This is a genomic window from Mesorhizobium huakuii (genome assembly GCF_014189455.1).
Classification (GTDB): Bacteria; Pseudomonadota; Alphaproteobacteria; order Rhizobiales; family Rhizobiaceae; genus Mesorhizobium; species Mesorhizobium huakuii_A.
Window position 1 is genome coordinate 338442 of record NZ_CP050299.1, and the last position, 15683, is coordinate 354124.

At 60.4% G+C, this 15683-nt stretch carries 16 protein-coding genes and 1 pseudogene; 14 read left to right on the forward strand and 3 right to left on the reverse strand.

The features are described from left to right. The first annotated feature begins 60 nt into the window (after positions 1 to 60). From HB778_RS43770 to HB778_RS39360, 9 genes are all read left to right on the forward strand, one after another. Positions 61 to 279 (forward strand): hypothetical protein, encoded by a 219-nt coding sequence (locus tag HB778_RS43770; protein WP_432421306.1) that lies wholly within the window; start codon positions 61 to 63, stop codon positions 277 to 279. 5 nt (positions 280 to 284) lie between these two features. Continuing rightward, positions 285 to 665 carry a hypothetical protein gene (locus tag HB778_RS39325; protein ID WP_183455440.1) on the forward strand — a complete coding sequence of 127 codons (381 nt, stop codon included), beginning with the start codon at positions 285 to 287 and terminating at the stop codon, positions 663 to 665. Continuing rightward, entirely contained in the window at positions 662 to 2755 is a 2094-nt protein-coding gene (sctV, locus tag HB778_RS39330) for a type III secretion system export apparatus subunit SctV (RefSeq protein WP_183455441.1), read from the forward strand. Before HB778_RS39325 ends, sctV begins: the two co-directional genes overlap by 4 nt. 8 nt (positions 2756 to 2763) lie before the next feature. Then, positions 2764 to 4125 (forward strand): type III secretion system inner membrane ring subunit SctD, encoded by a 1362-nt coding sequence (sctD, locus tag HB778_RS39335; RefSeq protein WP_183465872.1) that lies wholly within the window; start codon positions 2764 to 2766, stop codon positions 4123 to 4125. Then, positions 4122 to 4376 carry an EscE/YscE/SsaE family type III secretion system needle protein co-chaperone gene (locus HB778_RS39340; protein ID WP_183455443.1) on the forward strand — a complete coding sequence of 85 codons (255 nt, stop codon included), beginning with the start codon at positions 4122 to 4124 and terminating at the stop codon, positions 4374 to 4376. Before sctD ends, HB778_RS39340 begins: the two co-directional genes overlap by 4 nt. 2 nt (positions 4377 to 4378) lie before the next feature. Further along, positions 4379 to 4621 (forward strand): EscF/YscF/HrpA family type III secretion system needle major subunit, encoded by a 243-nt coding sequence (locus HB778_RS39345; RefSeq protein WP_183465874.1) that lies wholly within the window; start codon positions 4379 to 4381, stop codon positions 4619 to 4621. A 106-nt stretch (positions 4622 to 4727) separates the two neighbouring features. Beyond that, the gene (locus HB778_RS39350; protein ID WP_183465876.1) at positions 4728 to 5255 is read left to right on the forward strand and encodes a hypothetical protein; all 528 of its coding nucleotides are present in this window, start codon (positions 4728 to 4730) and stop codon (positions 5253 to 5255) included. A 22-nt stretch (positions 5256 to 5277) separates the two neighbouring features. After that, positions 5278 to 6303 (forward strand): IS110 family transposase, encoded by a 1026-nt coding sequence (locus HB778_RS39355; RefSeq protein WP_183455345.1) that lies wholly within the window; start codon positions 5278 to 5280, stop codon positions 6301 to 6303. A 325-nt stretch (positions 6304 to 6628) separates the two neighbouring features. Then, positions 6629 to 7618, forward strand: coding sequence for an IS5 family transposase (locus HB778_RS39360; RefSeq protein ID WP_183465577.1), 990 nt, complete (start codon positions 6629 to 6631; stop codon positions 7616 to 7618). Positions 7619 to 7645: 27 nt separating this feature from the next. Here HB778_RS39360 and HB778_RS39365 read toward each other — a convergent pair whose 3' ends face one another. After that, positions 7646 to 8185 (reverse strand): transposase, encoded by a 540-nt coding sequence (locus HB778_RS39365; RefSeq protein ID WP_244662129.1) that lies wholly within the window; start codon positions 8183 to 8185, stop codon positions 7646 to 7648. On the opposite strand from HB778_RS39365, the gene tnpA reads away from it, so the two are divergent. From tnpA to HB778_RS39385, 4 genes are all read left to right on the forward strand, one after another. Continuing rightward, positions 8184 to 8621, forward strand: a complete 438-nt coding sequence (tnpA, locus tag HB778_RS39370) for an IS66-like element accessory protein TnpA (RefSeq protein WP_183457837.1) — start codon at positions 8184 to 8186, stop codon at positions 8619 to 8621. The genes HB778_RS39365 and tnpA overlap by 2 nt on opposite strands. Then, positions 8618 to 8968, forward strand: a complete 351-nt coding sequence (gene tnpB / locus HB778_RS39375; protein ID WP_183457839.1) for an IS66 family insertion sequence element accessory protein TnpB — start codon at positions 8618 to 8620, stop codon at positions 8966 to 8968. Before tnpA ends, tnpB begins: the two co-directional genes overlap by 4 nt. Before the next feature lie 72 nt (positions 8969 to 9040). Continuing rightward, positions 9041 to 10624 (forward strand): IS66 family transposase, encoded by a 1584-nt coding sequence (gene tnpC / locus HB778_RS39380; RefSeq protein WP_183457841.1) that lies wholly within the window; start codon positions 9041 to 9043, stop codon positions 10622 to 10624. Beyond that, the gene (locus HB778_RS39385; RefSeq protein ID WP_244662130.1) at positions 10621 to 11325 is read left to right on the forward strand and encodes a UPF0149 family protein; all 705 of its coding nucleotides are present in this window, start codon (positions 10621 to 10623) and stop codon (positions 11323 to 11325) included. The genes tnpC and HB778_RS39385 overlap by 4 nt, the downstream gene beginning before the upstream one ends. On the opposite strand, the gene HB778_RS43775 is transcribed toward HB778_RS39385, so the two are convergent. Then, on the reverse strand, positions 11269 to 11598 hold the full coding sequence (locus HB778_RS43775) for an IS110 family transposase (RefSeq protein ID WP_432421307.1): 330 nt from the start codon (positions 11596 to 11598) through the stop codon (positions 11269 to 11271). The genes HB778_RS39385 and HB778_RS43775 overlap by 57 nt on opposite strands. A gap of 55 nt (positions 11599 to 11653) precedes the next feature. After that, positions 11654 to 13341 (reverse strand): annotated as a pseudogene (locus HB778_RS39395) (IS1634 family transposase). A gap of 197 nt (positions 13342 to 13538) precedes the next feature. Here HB778_RS39395 and HB778_RS39400 point away from each other — a divergent pair. After that, complete coding sequence (locus tag HB778_RS39400; protein ID WP_183448093.1) at positions 13539 to 15170, forward strand: IS66 family transposase; 1632 nt, start codon at positions 13539 to 13541, stop codon at positions 15168 to 15170. Positions 15171 to 15683: the final 513 nt, after the last annotated feature.

Sequence of the window (15683 nt, forward strand, 5' to 3'; positions counted from 1 at the left end):
GCTCGGTCGGCTTTGCAATTCGATCTGCTATACGTCGCTCCCACCGTGGATGACCTGATGATGGCCGCCTTCGCGCCTCCGATCGCTAATCCCGGAATCCTTGAGCCGCCGACATACGCCGTGACCCTCAAAGCCGCACATGCATCGCTGGCTGATTTGGCTGCGCAAACTGGAGACCCAGATCGTGCCCTGCTCCGGGACGCGCTCTCGGTACTCGATCGGGCGCAGTTCGACCGTTTCCTTTTCGACGACGCTTGCCGTGCTTTGATGCGAGGATAGACCCGATGACTGAGCCGTTTATCAGTCCCGACAAGCGCGATGCGCTATCGGTGCTAGCGTATCTCTACATTAAGTTTGGCTTTCTTCACGATGCATCCAAGCTTCTGCTCGCCCTCGATCATGTTGACTCGGGATGGGGCTGGGCACGACATGCACGCTGTCTGGCATTGCTGCGAGCGGGAGACTGCGAGGAGGCCGCAGCCGAGGCTGGCCGGCTTCTGGTTCACGCGCTGAATGATGAGGAGCGATTCCGGATATTGCAGGTGCGGGTCAAGGCCTATTGGAAACTCGGCCTCAAATCGGAGGCGAGAGCATGTCAGCGAATGGTCACAGTCCTGCTGACACAGGCGGCTGAGCCGGATGCGTCGCTCGGAAGGATAGCGTGAATTTTCTCAACAAGGTCCTGGCAGTTGCTACTGGCCGAAACGACATTATTCTGGCGGGGCTACTAGTTGCGATCATCTTTATGATGATCATTCCACTGCCGGCGGTTCTGATGGATGTGCTGCAGGCTATCAATCTTGGGGTCTCCGCGCTGCTGCTGATGGTCGCGGTCTATATTAAGTCGCCCCTCGCGTTCGTCTCCTTCCCCTCGGTGCTTTTGCTGACAACGCTCTTTCGGTTGTCCCTCGGCATCGCTGCGACACGCATGATCTTACTGCACGCAGACGCTGGTCAGATCATCAAGGCTTTCGGCGATTTCGTGGTGGCCGGGAATCTCGTGGTGGGCGCAGTTACTTTCTTGATCATCACCATCGTGCAGTTCGTAGTCGTCACGAAGGGGTCCGAGCGCGTGGCTGAAGTCGCCGCACGCTTCTCGCTGGATGCGATGCCGGGCAAGCAGATGAGCATCGATGGCGACCTGCGTGCAGGCGCCATCAATATTCAGGAAGCCCGTCGGCGCCGCATCGCCATCGAGCGCGAAAGCCAGTTGTATGCCGCCATGGACGGTGCCATGAAGTTCATCAAAGGTGACGCAATCGCAGGCTTGATAAGCATCGTCGTGAACATCATTGGCGGCATAGCGGTTGGTGCTCTGCAAAAGGGCATGAGCCTGTACAAAGCGCTCGAGATTTACACCATCCTGACCATCGGCGACGGGCTCGTCGGTCAGATCCCGGCTCTCTTCACCTCAATCACGGCAGGCTTTATAGTCACGAGGATAAGCGACAAGGATACGGGCTCAGATCTAGGCAGTGAGATTGGGGACGAGATCACAGCCCAGCCACGTGCCCTGATCGCAGGATCCTTCATCCTACTTCTGTTCTCCTTGGTACCTGGCTTTCCTTTGGCAATTTTCGTGATATTGGCAGTATTGGCTGGAGGCGGTGGCTGGTTGTTGCAGCGCAGGCGGTCGCTTTCAGCGCCGTCGAGTTCCTACTCTGTCGCAGGCATCAGGGCGCCCGTGTCGGCGTCGGACGGGCCGGCTGTACGGAGCGGCGAAGGCGGCAATGCAATCACGCTAACGGTTCCTCTGATGCTCGACATTAGTCGAGACGTTCAGACCATCTTCCGGCCAGACTGGCTGGACAAGGAGTTGGCCGCTGTGCGGCAGGCGCTTCTTCTCGATCTTGGCGTTCCCTTTCCAGGCATTAATCTGCGTGTCAGCGACAGCAACAAGGATGGCGCTTACACGATCATGGTAAATGAAATTCCATGTGGCGAAGGATTATTACGGGCGCATCACCTCCTGGCTCGTGATATCCCCGAGAACCTTGAAATCGTGGGCATTCCGTATCTGCTCGATAAGCCATTCCTGCCTCAGATCGAGACCACTTGGGTGGAGATGGCACATCGCGAGTCGTTGCAAGCTGCCAGCATCCCATTTTTGGAACCGGTTCAGATCCTCAGCTACCACATTGGCCATGTCCTGCGTCGGCAAGCAGATGAGTTTGTCGGAATCCAGGAAACAAAAAATCTGCTGAATCAGGTGGAAAGATCTTTTCCGGAACTCGTAAAAGAGGTGCTGCGGACCATTTCTCTGCAGACGATTTCTGAGATCTTGAAGCGACTGGTTTCCGAGGAGGTTTCGCTGCGCAACATGCGCACTATCCTCACCGCGCTGGTCGAATGGGGACAGAAGGAAAAAGACACAGTTCTGCTCACGGAGCATGTGCGCTGTGCATTGAAAAGGCAAATCTGTTTTCGGCATTCTGTCGGCAGGACCCTGTTGCCGGCCTACATACTTTCGCCGGAAGTGGAAGACACGGTGCGCAATGCCATTCGGCAGACTTCCGCGGGCAGTTATCTCGCCCTCGACCCTCGCACCACACGGCAAATCGTCGATAAGGTGCGGGATGCGATAGGCAATGTCGGCCAGCAGCCGCACAAGCCTGTGCTGCTGACCTCTATCGATATCCGCCGATTCATGCGCAAGATTATTGAAGTCGATCTCTACGAGCTACCCGTGCTCTCCTATCAGGAACTTACGCCCGATATCTCCGTACAGCCGTTGGCAAGGATATCGCTGTCGTGAGAAATACTATGGAAGAAGTGACTCTGGCTGGCGATGATGCCAAGCTGACCCTGCGTGTGCTGGCCGGTCCCAACCGGGGTGCAGAGACCCCGCTCGAGGAAGGCGTCTGGCTAATCGGTGCCAGTGACACCGATGACCTCACCTTCGCTGATCCGGAACTGGCTGCCACACATCTCCGCATTACTGTCGAGGCCGGACGCATCCACGTAGTTGCCCTGGCACCGGGTGTGCGCGTCGGGACCAAAGACCTTCCAGTGGGCGACTGGACGGGGCTCAATGCGCTGACACCGGTTCAGGTCGGGCGGACGATTTTTGGGATTGGTCCGGCCGGGAGCAGCTTTCCCCAGGCGGACGCCATGGGAGGCCTGGTGCCGGGCACTTCCGCGCAACTTTCGGCCCCTCCCGAACTGGCGTCGGCCTCGATGGGCCGACAGATGCATGTCATGGTAGGCGTGATACCGCGACAATTACGGCTCGGGGCGGTAGTTTGCACTCTCCTGATTATGCCGTTCGTCGTGTTTTGGGCTGCCATAGGGCGAGTTCCCCCCTCCGCCTCGGAAGCCTCTCCGGCCAATGACCCGCTGATGATGGTGCGAGACATCATTCGCGACTTAAACATCGCTCACAACGTCAACATCACCTCCGTTGATGACAAACTGGTCATTGAAGGAGACCTACGACCTGGAGACGATGCCAAGCTGAGAGCCGCCCTGAGCACGGCCGGCCTTGAGGCGGAAGTGTTATCCAAACGGCCGACCACTCTGTCGGATTCGCAGATCATCGATCTCGTAACGACGGTCATAAGCAGCTTCGGAATCGAGGGCAGCGTGCGGGTGATCGGCCCCGGAGAGATCACGATAACAGGATATGGACCTAGCGATGCGAAGGTCCAAGCGGCACTTCACCGCCTGCAGCAGGATATTCCAGGGCTAAGTGAAGTTGAAAACGCGATCGTGACACCCGACCGAGCTCGCGTTTTTCTAGAGACCGCGATAACGGACCAACTGCGTCGCTCCATTCACATCTTAACCAAGGCAGACGGCGTGCTCGTTTCAGGGACTCTGACTCCGATTGCTTTTGAAGCGTGGCAGAAGGTCGCTTCTCGCTTTCAGGAGAAGTTCGCACCCTACATTCCGCTTGAGACGCAGTTCACGCCGGTCATATTGCCGGCGCCGAGAGGTGTATACCTCGGCCGAACGCCGTTCATCGTTGTTGAGAATGGAACGCGCCTGAAGGTCGGAGACAGTCTCGAGAGCTTGGGCCAGATCGTTGACATAGATCGAGGCGGAATTTTTGTGCGCATCGGCGCCGATGAGGTGCATGTTTCTTACCCGAGCAAGCCGAGATGGATAGTCGAGGAAAAAGGATGAGCGACGTCATGGCCATGTTTGAATTGCAGAGGCAGTTGCTAAGGGATTTCGACGGTGCAAAAAGATCTGCCCTAGAGAGGGAATTCGATACCTGCCGGCAATCGTTGAAACGTGAAATGGATGTTGGCGTTTCGAGGCAGGAATTCGAGGTCTTGGCGGTCATGCTGGACGCGATAGATGCGGCCACAGAGATCATCAACTCGATTTGGAGTGAGTATCGTGATAAGGAACTACCCTTAGGTTGGAGATAATTATGTCGCGCATTTCTGGCCCTAACCTTAACGCCAACAGCATCACTAGCAACATCGGCAGTGCCACTGTTTCAGCAGAAAGGAATTTTAGCAGCCTCATGACATCTATGGATCCGGATAACGCGTCAGATCTACTTAAAGTTCAATCCACCGGTCAGCAATGGGCCCTGAGTCTAGCTTTGGAATCAAGCGTGATCGGGATGATTTACAACGCTCTGAAGGGAGTAGTGCAGAAAATCGGCTGAACATTCGGCTAGATCGGAGGTGCGGTGCTACGAAGTCGAACGTGCCCGCCATAACCGGGCAGCGCCTAACTCAACCACGGGAAGAACCTAGCGAGGTTATCTAATCATGAATCCCGTCAGCTTGAAGCAAAATGCATATTTCCCAGCGCCAGCTTATTCCGGAGAAGCGGGAGAGTCTTCTAGTGATGAAGGGATTTTGTCATCAGCCTTCCAGCCTCATTTGCCATCACCGTCACAGATATCGGCTATAGGGAGCACCCAATCCGTTCTCAAGGATTTGGAAGCGGAAGAGTTCATCAATCCCGCCAATATTGCCGGGCAAGGTACTGCCACCCAAATTTTGGCCCTTAAACAGGCGGTCGCAGCAAGAAATCTATTGCAGGCCGATGAAGCATCTTCCAGCCGCTTCGCACGCCACTCCGATGACACTCCAGGCGGCAGGTCCGCGCGCGCCCCCGTTGGGCAACTACGACTTTTAGCTTCCGCATTACGCGGAGCGGGCGTGGCGCGGCGCCGTTTTTCGTCGGTGCGGGACGGTGAAGTAAGCCAGGAAAAAGCGCTTTGCGTTCTGAGGGGCGTTGATGGTGTAGACGCCCGCGACGACCGCAGTGTGTGGCAAAGTGGAGTTGTTTAAACCACCATTGGAGATGGGCATCATGAGCGAAGTTCGTACGATCGGTTTGGATTTAGCCAAGAACGTGTTTCAGGTCCACGGGGCTGACGAAACAGGTGCTGTTGTGTTTCGCAAGCAATTGCGGCGCGGGCGGGTTTTGAAATTCTTTGGTGGCCTGCCACGGTGCCTGGTTGCGATGGAAGCCTGCGGAAGCTCGCATTTCTGGGCGCGTGAGATAGGGCATTTGGGACACGAAGTCCGTATGATCCCACCGGCCTACGTGAAGCCCTTTTTGAAGCGGCAGAAGAACGACATGGCTGATGCTGAGGCGATCTGCGAGGCGGCGCAACGACCAACGATGCGCTTTGTTGCCGTGAAGAGCGAAGAAAGACAAGCCGCAGCAGTGGTGTTGCGCACCCGCGATCTGCTGATCCGGCAGCGCACGCAGACCATCAATGCGCTGCGCGGCCACCTTGCGGAATTTGGTGAAGTCGTGCCGCAGGGTTTAAGCTTCGCTTCGAAACTGATTGCGATGATTGAGGATCCGCAAACGGCTCTTCCAGAAACTGCGCGGACTGCTCTGCGGTTTCTGACAGCAAGCTTGTCCCAACTGAATGATCAGATTCGCGTGCTGGATGCACAGATTGTGCGCCGGGCTCGTGAAGATGAGACCGCACGCCGGTTGATGACAGTTCCCGGAATTGGCCCATTGATTGCCACCGCACTGGTGGCTCTGGCGCCATCGCCTGAAACCTTCAAACGTGGGCGGGACTTCGCCGCATGGCTTGGGCTTGTGCCGCGACAACATTCGACAGGCGGCAAACAGCGTCTCGGCTCCACGACGAAGATGGGGGATCGATCTCTGCGGCGGCTCCTGATCATAGGGGCCAATAGCGAGCTTGTGTGGCGCGCCCGCAAGGGTGCAACACCAGGCACGTGGCTGGCCAAGATGCTGGCGCATAAACCACCGATGCTGGTGAGGGTGGCGCTTGCCAACAAGATGGCGCGAATGATCTGGGCTATCATGGCCAAGGGAGGAATATACAGAGCTCCGGTTGCTGCGGTCTAAAGCCAACGTAACCGAGGGGACGTCGCAGCGAGAGAGGTCATCGGAAGTATGGCGCAACGGTCGTGAGACGGGATCAGGAAAACCAGTGTGCACCAAAGTGTCTCAAGAGCACGCGGCGTTGATTTGGACCTGACCTGCGAACACCATAAGGGCCCGCGGCATGTGTGAAAGCCGCAACACAGGCCGGACACATGTCAGCACCCGACAACGCGCAATGCCAACTAAAGATTCCTCTTGCCAAACGGGCGTCTACACATGGTGCACGGATCGTTTATTGGTGTGGGTTTAGGCAAGCGGTAACCGCAATAGCCTTTGTAGCGTAGCCATGCCTTTCAAACACAATACCCGCCGCCGCCATCATATTGAGAAGATGAAGTTCAGGGTGACGAACTGGCCAGAATATGAGGCAGGACTTCGTCATCGCGGCAGTTTGACCCTGTGGGTGACACCGGAAGCCCTGTCCAGGTGGCAAGCGCCAAGACGCAAGACACGTGGCGGCCAGCACCGCTATTCTGATCTGGCGATCGAGACCACCTTGACGCTGGGCCTTGTGTTTGGCCTGCGGCTGCGCCAGGCAGAAGGCTTGCTGGAATCGGTGCTGCAACTGATGGGGCTGGCGCTCGCTGTCCCCGATCATACCACCCTGAGCCGTCGGGCGCGGACATGGCAATCGCCCAACAAACGGCATGATCGCCAGGTTCCGCCGGAGGGACCAGTGCATGTTCTTGTCGACAGCACCGGCCTGCAGGTCTACGGCGCGGGTCAGTGGCTGGAGGAGAAGCACGGCGCCAGATCCCGTCGCAGTTGGCGCAAGCTGCATCTGGCACTGGATGCCGACAGCGGCGAGATCATTGCCCATACCCTGACTGATCAGGCCACTGGCGATGTCTCTCAAGTTGAGCCACTACTCGACCAGATTGGCGGTCCGATCGGACAGTTTACTGCTGACGGCGCCTATGACGGAAAACCGACTTACGACGCAGTCATCGATCACAGCGCTGCCGCCGCAATCGTCATTCCGCCTCGTGCCAACGCGGTCGAACCATTCGACGATAGACCTGCCGGCCAAAGGGACCAGCATATTGCCGCAATCGGCAGAGACGGCCGGATGAAATGGCAGGTCTCCAACGGTTTTGGCAAACGCTCGCTGGTCGAGACCGCCATAGGGCGATACAAGTCCACCATTGGGCGGCGTTTGCGGGCACGGTCGCTTCCCGTTCAGCAGACCGAAGTCGCCATCGGCTGCGCCGTCCTCAACCGCATGCTTGCCTGCGCACGCCCGAAATCAGCCCGCCGCAAGGCGGCCACGGCATAGTCTGCCGCTTCAAAGATCGACATCCGCTCAAGTCCGGACCCATGCACCAACGCCGACCCACATGCGATCGGCTTTGACGAGCGCATTGGCGGTGACGAGAAGCTTGCGCATAACCGCGACGATGGCGACTTTGGCGGGCTTGCCCGATGCAATGAGGTGCTGATATTTTTCCCTGAGGTCGGGGTTAAAGCGGGCAGCGACGAGAGCGGGCATGTAGAGTGCGCGTCTAACGTTGGCCCTTCCACCCTGGATGAAGCTTCTGCCTTTCCACTGTCCTGATTGGCGGGCGACGGGAGCGAGTCCTGCCAGGGATGCGGCCTGTTTGTTATCAAGTGATCCGAGCTCTGGCATAGTGGCGACCAACTGGTTGGCAGTGCGTGGGCCGAGGCCAGCTATGCTGGAGATAATTTTATGCCGACGGGCAAGCTGGGGATCGGCCGCAATGCGTGTTGCGAGCTCGGCATCGAGAGCGGTTATATGCTGATCGATCTGATTGAGGCGTTGCTTGGTAAGCGATGCGCCAAGGCACCTTGCAATAGGCCGATGAACATGGAGGTTTCGGGCCATGACATTGGAACATGCAAGCGGCGATACGGTCGCCGAGTTAAGCGGCGCCGCGGCGTCCGAAGATCTTACAACGGTGCCCGGGCGCGTGCGGCAACGAAGGCTGTGGAGTTGCACGGAGAAGCGCGCGTTGGTCGACCTGGCGAGCGCGGCGGGGTCGTCGGTGACCGAGGTCGCGGAAGCGTTCGGCGTAGCTCCGTCACAGCTCTATGCGTGGCGCAAGCAGATGGCCGGCGGGGAACTCGATGCCGATCAGGCGATGGCGACCTTCGCGCGCATCGACGTGAGCGATCTGCCGGATGTCGAACGCCCCGTCGCCGATTGCCCGGACCCGGCCGGCAGGATCGTCGTGGCCTTTCCGAACGGCGCGCGATTGCGGATCGACGGGACCGTCGATCCGACAGCGCTACGTATCGTCCTGGCGGAGTTGACCAGTTGATCACAGTGGTGCCGACCGACCGGATTTACCTTTGTTGCGGTGAGACCGATATGCGCCGCGGGATCAACAGCCTGGCACGCATGGTGCAGCAGGTGCTCGCGCTCGACCCGCATACCGGCGCGATCTTCTGCTTCCGTGGACGCAAGGGTCATATCATCAAGATTCTGGCGCATGACGACCAGGGGTTCTGCCTTTTTACAAAACGGCTTTCCGAGGGTTGTTTTGCCTGGCCGACGACCAAGGATCAGGTGACTGTGTCGCTTACCAAGGCAGAGCTTTCGCTGCTTCTGGAGGGGATCGATTGGCGCCGGCCGAGCAAGACCTATCGGCCGCGTTTGGCTGGCTGATTTTGCTCGTTTCTTATTGATTTTGTGTCGATTTTGCTTCCGTGACGAGGGTCTTTCGGGTATGTAATTTGGGTGTCGGAACAAGCTCCCTCAACCGCTGATTTCTTCGCTCGGATCGCCCTTCTGGAGGCGGCCGTTTCTGCCCGTGACATCGCCATTGCCGAACGGGATGAGCAGCTGCGAAGAGAGCGCGCCGAGGCCGCACTTCGCATCCAGCGCCTGCAGCTGCGGATCGATCGCTTCAACCGCAAGGCCTTCGGCCGCTCCTCCGAGAAGCTGGGCCAGATGCGGCTCGAACTCGAAGATCTCGAGACCGATTTCGCCGCCAGCGTGCCCGATATCGAGCTGCCCATCGTTGCTGACACCGACAAGGTCCGGGTGTTGCCGGTGCGTAAGCTCAACCCGAACCTGCCGCGCAAGCGGGCCGTTCGCGAGCCGTCTTGCGCATGTTGCCCGGGCTGCGGCGGCGATCTGCGCGCCATGGGCGAAGATAGCGAGGAGATGCTCGATCTGGTCGCCCAGGCCTGGCAGGTGATGGAGACCATTCGACCCAAGTACAGCTGCCGGACCTGCGATAAAATCATCCAGGCGCCGGCGCCAGCCAAGGCCATTGCACGCGGTAAGCTCAGCTATGCCGCGCTCGCCCATATCATGATGGCGAAGTGGGGTTATCATCTGCCCTTCTACCGTCTGGCCCAGATGATGGCCGCCAAGGGCGTCGATATCGAGCGATCCACGCTTTCGCGCAGCGCCGGCTACGCCGCCGCTTTGCTCGATCCGATCTACAACCGCATCCGTGAGATCGGCCGTACCCGCACCAAGATTCATACCGACGACACGCGGCTTCCGATCCTGGCGCCCGGCAACGGCAAGACCCACAAGGGCGCGCTCTGGGTTTACGTCGCCGACGACCGCAATTCGGGTTCGCAGGAGCCGCCGATCGCCTGGTATCGCGCCACCATGGGCCGCGCCGGCGAGAGCGTAATGACCGAGCTCGCCGGATTTGCCGGCACGCTCCAGGCCGACGGTTTCAGCGGCTATAACCAGCTCTACAAGGGCGGCGCCATTCGAGAAGCTGCCTGCCTGGCCCATCTGCGTCGCAAGATATTCGACGTTCACGACAGCCAGCCGACCGAGCTCAGCACGACGGCGATGGCCGGTATCCAGGCGATCTACCGGATCGAGGAAGAGATACGGGGGCTCCCGCCCGCCGAGCGATTGGCCGCACGACGAAGTCGGACCCGACCACTGGTCCGCGCGCTGCGACGACAGCTCATGCGCCAGGGCAAGGGTTTGTCGCGCCATGCCGATATCGCGAAGGCCTTCGCCTATGGCACCAACCGATGGCGCGCGTTCAATCGCTTCCTCTACGATGGCCAGCTCGAGCCCGACAACCTGATCGCGGAGCGGGCGATTCGTGGATTTACAGTCGGCAGGCGCAACTGGCTTTTCTCGGGCAGCTTCGCCGCGGCAGAGCGGTCAGCGGTCGTGCTCAGCATCATTGAGACCTGCAAGCTCTGCGGCGTCGATGCCGAAGCCTACATGGCCGATGTCACCGAGCGCATCCAGAACGACTGGCCAGCCTCGCGATGGGATGAGCTGATGCCGTGGAATTGGGTGCGCCGCCAAGCGATGCCGCTCTCCTTGGCGGCATGAGCGCAATCGATGACATGGCGCTGTCGGACGAGGCGCTCGAGGCCTGGATGGCCATCAAACCCGCCCCCCGCCCGCTGGTGCGGACGATGTCGGCGCTGGATGGCTTCGTAACGGCGGCGGTCACCGGGCCGCGGTTCCCGGACCCGCAAGACTGGATGTGCCCGCTCATGGGGTTGCCGCGCGACGTCCTGGCCAAAGGATCTGCAACCGATCACGCCGTGTTTGCCAGCGTCGCCAGGATCCACAACCGGATCAACGAGACGCTCTTCGACAGACCGCAGGACTATGCGCCCCGTTTCGCCACCAAGCCCAGCGGCGGCATCGACCCGCGGCCGTGGTGCCAGGGGTTCTACGCGGCCATCAATCTCAACATCAAAAAATGGAAACGGCTACTCGACCTCGACAACCCCAACCACGGCCTGCTGCTGCCGATCCTGATCTACTGCGTCGACAAAAGGGGCGGCCCGTCCTCGGCAAGCCCAGGCCAGGGCCAGAGACCGCGCGCTTCATCGAGCATGAGGCCTACAAAGACATCGCCCTCGTCATCCCCGCCCTGCGCGAACTCCACTACGTCACCCGTTATGACGATCCGCAGTGATCGCGGCGACGCGGACCAACGGCTTCCTATTATCTACTATAGAGCACTATTTCGGGAAAGGTGCCTTGGCGCATCGCTTACGTTGCTTGTGCTGACGCTTTAGAAGCGGAATCGTCAGGTTTTTCTCCTGGTTTTTAAGCGCGGTTCTGTCGCGCATCAGACCATCGCGGGCGCTGATCAGTTCGGCCAACCTTGCCTGTTCGGGGTTTATAGCCGGGCGCACGGGTGGCTGCATTGTGCTAGCCATGCGGGCCAGCATCACTGCATCGATCCGGTCGGTCTTGGCCAGGGTTCCAGCTGCTTGGGCAAAGCGCCGCGCACGAGCGGGATTGAGCTTGACCCCACTTAAACACCGCCTGTAAGAATATGTAATTATATCAGCACGTTAGGCGCGCGCCGGCGCGTGTTACCACTACATTTTGGGGATGATCTCAGGCGAGTTGTTCGTCGAGGTTGTGTGGCAGAGCGATGCCAGATGCCTTGAAGACGTTGCCCACTTGGCCCGTAACGTGGGTTCTGGTGGTGACGATGCGACCATCCTTTTCGATGGTGGCTTCCTGGAGGCGATCGAGATCGCGTAGGAGCGGCTGCCATTCGGGCGTCAGGCCTTTGGCCCGGCAGAGGCGGCGCAGTTCCTTGCTGAGCACGAGCGCCAGGAACGAGCAGAACACATGCCCGCGGATGGCGGCATCGGATTGGTGGAAGATCGGCCGGGTATTGAAGGTTGCCTTGGCGGCGCGGAACAGGCTCTCGACCTCGAGCAAATCGCGATACCGCAGCACGGCCTGGAGCGGGGTCACCTTCGCGTTGGTCCGCACCACGGTGATGCCGTCGTACCGGGCTTCCTCGGCAAGCTTGCCGACATCGATCTTGAAGTTCTTGCCGCTGGCCTTGAGGTAACGCCGGTAGGCCGAGTTGCCGACCAGTGCCTTGTCGCCCTTCTTGAGCTGCGCCTCGAGGCCGGCGATGATCGCCTGGCGGTCGGCCTTGTCCTTCTCGGCCTCGGCGTCATTGCGGCTGACGATGTAGCGGTCTTTACCGACCTTGACCTCTTTGACCCACAACTGAGTTTCACCGCGCTGGCGCTCGAGAACGAGCGGAACCATCGGTGCCGCGTCATTGAGTACGACGTTGTGGATCACGCTGCTCGAGCGTTCGCGGGCCCCCAGAATGTATTCCATGCCCAGCTTTTCGAGCGCGGCGATGGTATCGGCGCTGATCATGCCGCGATCGGCGACAACGCAGGCGCGTGTGACGCCGAAGCGCGTTCGCAGCCGATCGACCACCGGCAACAGGACGGTCACGTCAGCGGTGTTGCCGGGCACCATCTCGGTGCAGATCGGCCGGCCCTCGGCATCAACGACCAGCGCCAGGATCATTTGCGCCAGATCGGGGCGGAAGTCCTTGGAATGCCCGCGCTTGCCCAGCGTCTCGCCGCCCGCGCCATGGAAGGACAACGAGGTTGTGTCCATGAACACAAGGCTGAGGTCGGTGAACAGGTCCTGCCGGCGCGCGAAGAGCTTTTCCTCGATCGCGTCTTTCACGCAGCGCGCCACCAGCGCGCCTTGCGCCTTTCGCCGAGTTCCTCGCCCAGCCACGCCATGGCCCGGTAAAAGTGATGGAGCGCCAGACCCTCGGCGCCCTCGATACCATAATCGGCCATCCAGTTCGCGCAGTCGCGGTCCGAGCCCGAGACGAACAGCCGATGCAGCGTGCCAACGAACACCGCCCGTTCCACCGCAAAGCCGAACTGGCGCCCTTCCAGCAGAACGGTTTTGCCGTCGCGGACACTTTCCACGAGGTAGAGATAGCGGTGGCCGCGGGCCACCTCTTCCAGCACATCGCCGATCCCGAGCCGCTGCCACAGCCGCCCGAACAACAGCGGACCGCCGATGCGGCGAGAGGCAATTCGCCCCGCGTCAATGTCGGACAGGATGAGGCTGCGTTCGCCATGGCGCGCAATCGAGGCCGCCAATCTGTCAAGTTCGCCGCTGGCAACCAGCGCATCCTTGCGGCCCAGCGCCTTTATCGTGCGCTGGCGAACGGTTTTGCCGTCGCGGACACTTTCCACGAGGTAAAGATAGCGGTGGCCGCGCGCGACTCTCTCAACGACAAACATGCCAGCGTTGTTATCGAATAAATGCCATCAAATCCATACAACATACGGCTAGCAGATCAAATGTTGTTACCACACATTTTCGCGCCGAAAACTCAAGGCGAGTGAATTCAATAGCTTAACGGACAGCGTTCGTAACCGGGGCAGATTACCGGGCGGTGGGGGTTTGCAGGCGCGTGCTTTCGTGATTCACCCTTTGCGTGACGCTACCACCGACTGATTCGCTTGAAGGCCTGTCGCTCGCGGAACTCCGCGGGCTGGTTTCTGCGCTGATCGGCGAAGTGCGCGGTCTTCAAGGCCGGGTCGAGAGCCTTGAGATCGAGAACCAGGCGCTACGCGCCGAGAACCAGACCCTGAAGGATGAGATCGCCCGGCTGAAGGACCTGCCGCCGCGTCCCCCGGTCAAGCCGACCAAGCCATCGGGCATGGAGAAGGCGACGCAGCCGACATCTGGCAAGGGCAAGCGCCGCCGGCGCGGCGCCAAGCGCGACGGCGGTCGCGTGAGCCGCGAGGTGACGGTTGCGGTGAGCGCTCCTGCGGGCTCTCGCTTCAAGGGGTATGAGACGATCCTGGTGCGCGATCTGGCGTTGTCGGCCGAGGTGGTGCGCTATCGCCGCGAGCGCTGGGTGACACCGACCGGCGAAACGATGGTGGCGCCCTTGCCGGCGGGGATCATCGGCGGCTGGGGCGCGAACCTGCGCCGCTTCATTCTGGCCTGTCACATTCAAGGCCAGGTGACGACGGAGCGGTTGACGGCGTTGTTGACCGGGATCGGGGTCGACATTTCGAAGCGCCAGGTGGTGCGGCTGATTTCGGAGGGCCTGGAGGCCTTCGCGGCGGAGGACCGTGACGTGCTGCGCGCCGGGCTGGCTACGGCGCCCTGGATCACCGTCGATGATACGTCGGCGCGCCACGCCCACCAGGACGGCTACACCACCCAGATCGGCGATCGCCGCTTCACCGCGTTCCGCACCGGGCGATCGAAGTCACGGGAGGCGTTCCTGGCGACGCTGCGTGCCGGGCACAGCGATTACTTCATCAATGAAGAGGCCCTGGCCTATATGCGCGGCCGCAACCTCGCCGGTCCGGTGATCGCGCGGCTGGCGGCTGCGCCGCACAAGGCATTTGCCGACAGCGCCGCATGGCAGGCGCATCTGGCCGCACTCGGCCTCGACCAGCTCGCGGTTGAGCCCAACCCAGTCAGGATCGCCACCGAAGGGGCGATGTGGGGAGCGATCCGCCACCACGGCTTTCTTGGCGATACCGTGGTCGTGTCCGATGATGCCGGCCAGTTCCGCATCGGCGACCATGCTCTGTGCTGGGTCCACGCCGAGCGGCTCGTCCACAAATTGATACCCGTGACCCCGGATCAACGTCAGGCCGTCGACATCATGCGCCAGTTGATCTGGTGGTTCTATCGCGACCTCAAGAGCTACCAGCGTGCTCCTTGTCCGCGCCACGCGGCGGCCCTGCGCGCCCGCTTCGAGCGCCTGTTCAAACGACGAACCGGCTACGTCATGCTCGACCGGCTTCTTGCCAGGCTGCATCGCCGCAAGCATGAACTCCTGCGCGTTCTCGATCGTCCCGAGATCCCGCTCCACACCAATGGTTCGGAAAACGACATCCGCACCTTCGTCACCAAGCGCAAGATCTCCGGCGGAACCGTCAGCGAGGCAGGCAAGAACGCCCGCGACGTCCTGCTCGGCCTGATGAAGACCTGCATCAAGCTCGACGTCTCATTCTTCCGCTATCTCGGCGACCGCCTCGGCATACCAACACAAGAGTCGATTCCGCCGCTCCCGGATCTCGTTAGGCAAGCCGCTCAAGCCTGACTGCCCGGTAATCTGCCCCGGTTACAGAGTGCGGAGAGTGCGGCGGCACGCCGACTGAAACATCACCCTGTTTGGGACGCGACAAACCCGACAACACGGAGCGCGAGGTGCGCGAGAACCGCAACGAGTAAATTGTGCAATCGGGCGAGCCGCTGACGCTTGTGCTGAACCGCGCGGCCCGCGAACTCAGTCTGTCGTCCGGATGCTCGACCGCAGTTGCCCCCGCCCAGAGGGCCAAATCACCGCGGCCCTCATCGGCCTTCGACGGCCTTCGACTCGTCGGCTTCTCGAAAGCGCCAGTTGTCAGAGCAATGAGGAAATTCCGGCTGTGAGTCCTGCCGGAACGCACACGCCAGACAGTGACCCACGCAGGGCTGCCGGATACGCTCCCCCGGAGTGCGCCACCGAACCGGTGGATCTCGGTTCCGGCGGCGACAGGCGTGCCGATCTCGACGGCCGCCACCTCGTTGGCCTCAAGCCCCCCATCTGACCTGCTCCCACCACGTGACAAGC

What these genes read in the sequence shown, in the direction of transcription:
- HB778_RS43770 (WP_432421306.1), top strand. Translation starts at nt 61, where the DNA reads ATGGCCGCCTTCGCGCCTCCGATCGCTAATCCCGGAATCCTTGAGCCG.
- HB778_RS39325 (WP_183455440.1), top strand. Translation starts at nt 285, where the DNA reads ATGACTGAGCCGTTTATCAGTCCCGACAAGCGCGATGCGCTATCGGTG.
- sctD (WP_183465872.1), top strand. Translation starts at nt 2,764, where the DNA reads ATGGAAGAAGTGACTCTGGCTGGCGATGATGCCAAGCTGACCCTGCGT.
- HB778_RS39340 (WP_183455443.1), top strand. Translation starts at nt 4,122, where the DNA reads ATGAGCGACGTCATGGCCATGTTTGAATTGCAGAGGCAGTTGCTAAGG.
- HB778_RS39345 (WP_183465874.1), top strand. Translation starts at nt 4,379, where the DNA reads ATGTCGCGCATTTCTGGCCCTAACCTTAACGCCAACAGCATCACTAGC.
- HB778_RS39350 (WP_183465876.1), top strand. Translation starts at nt 4,728, where the DNA reads ATGAATCCCGTCAGCTTGAAGCAAAATGCATATTTCCCAGCGCCAGCT.
- HB778_RS39355 (WP_183455345.1), top strand. Translation starts at nt 5,278, where the DNA reads ATGAGCGAAGTTCGTACGATCGGTTTGGATTTAGCCAAGAACGTGTTT.
- HB778_RS39360 (WP_183465577.1), top strand. Translation starts at nt 6,629, where the DNA reads ATGCCTTTCAAACACAATACCCGCCGCCGCCATCATATTGAGAAGATG.
- tnpA (WP_183457837.1), top strand. Translation starts at nt 8,184, where the DNA reads ATGACATTGGAACATGCAAGCGGCGATACGGTCGCCGAGTTAAGCGGC.
- HB778_RS39365 (WP_244662129.1), bottom strand. Translation starts at nt 8,185, where the DNA reads ATGGCCCGAAACCTCCATGTTCATCGGCCTATTGCAAGGTGCCTTGGC.
- HB778_RS39385 (WP_244662130.1), top strand. Translation starts at nt 10,621, where the DNA reads ATGAGCGCAATCGATGACATGGCGCTGTCGGACGAGGCGCTCGAGGCC.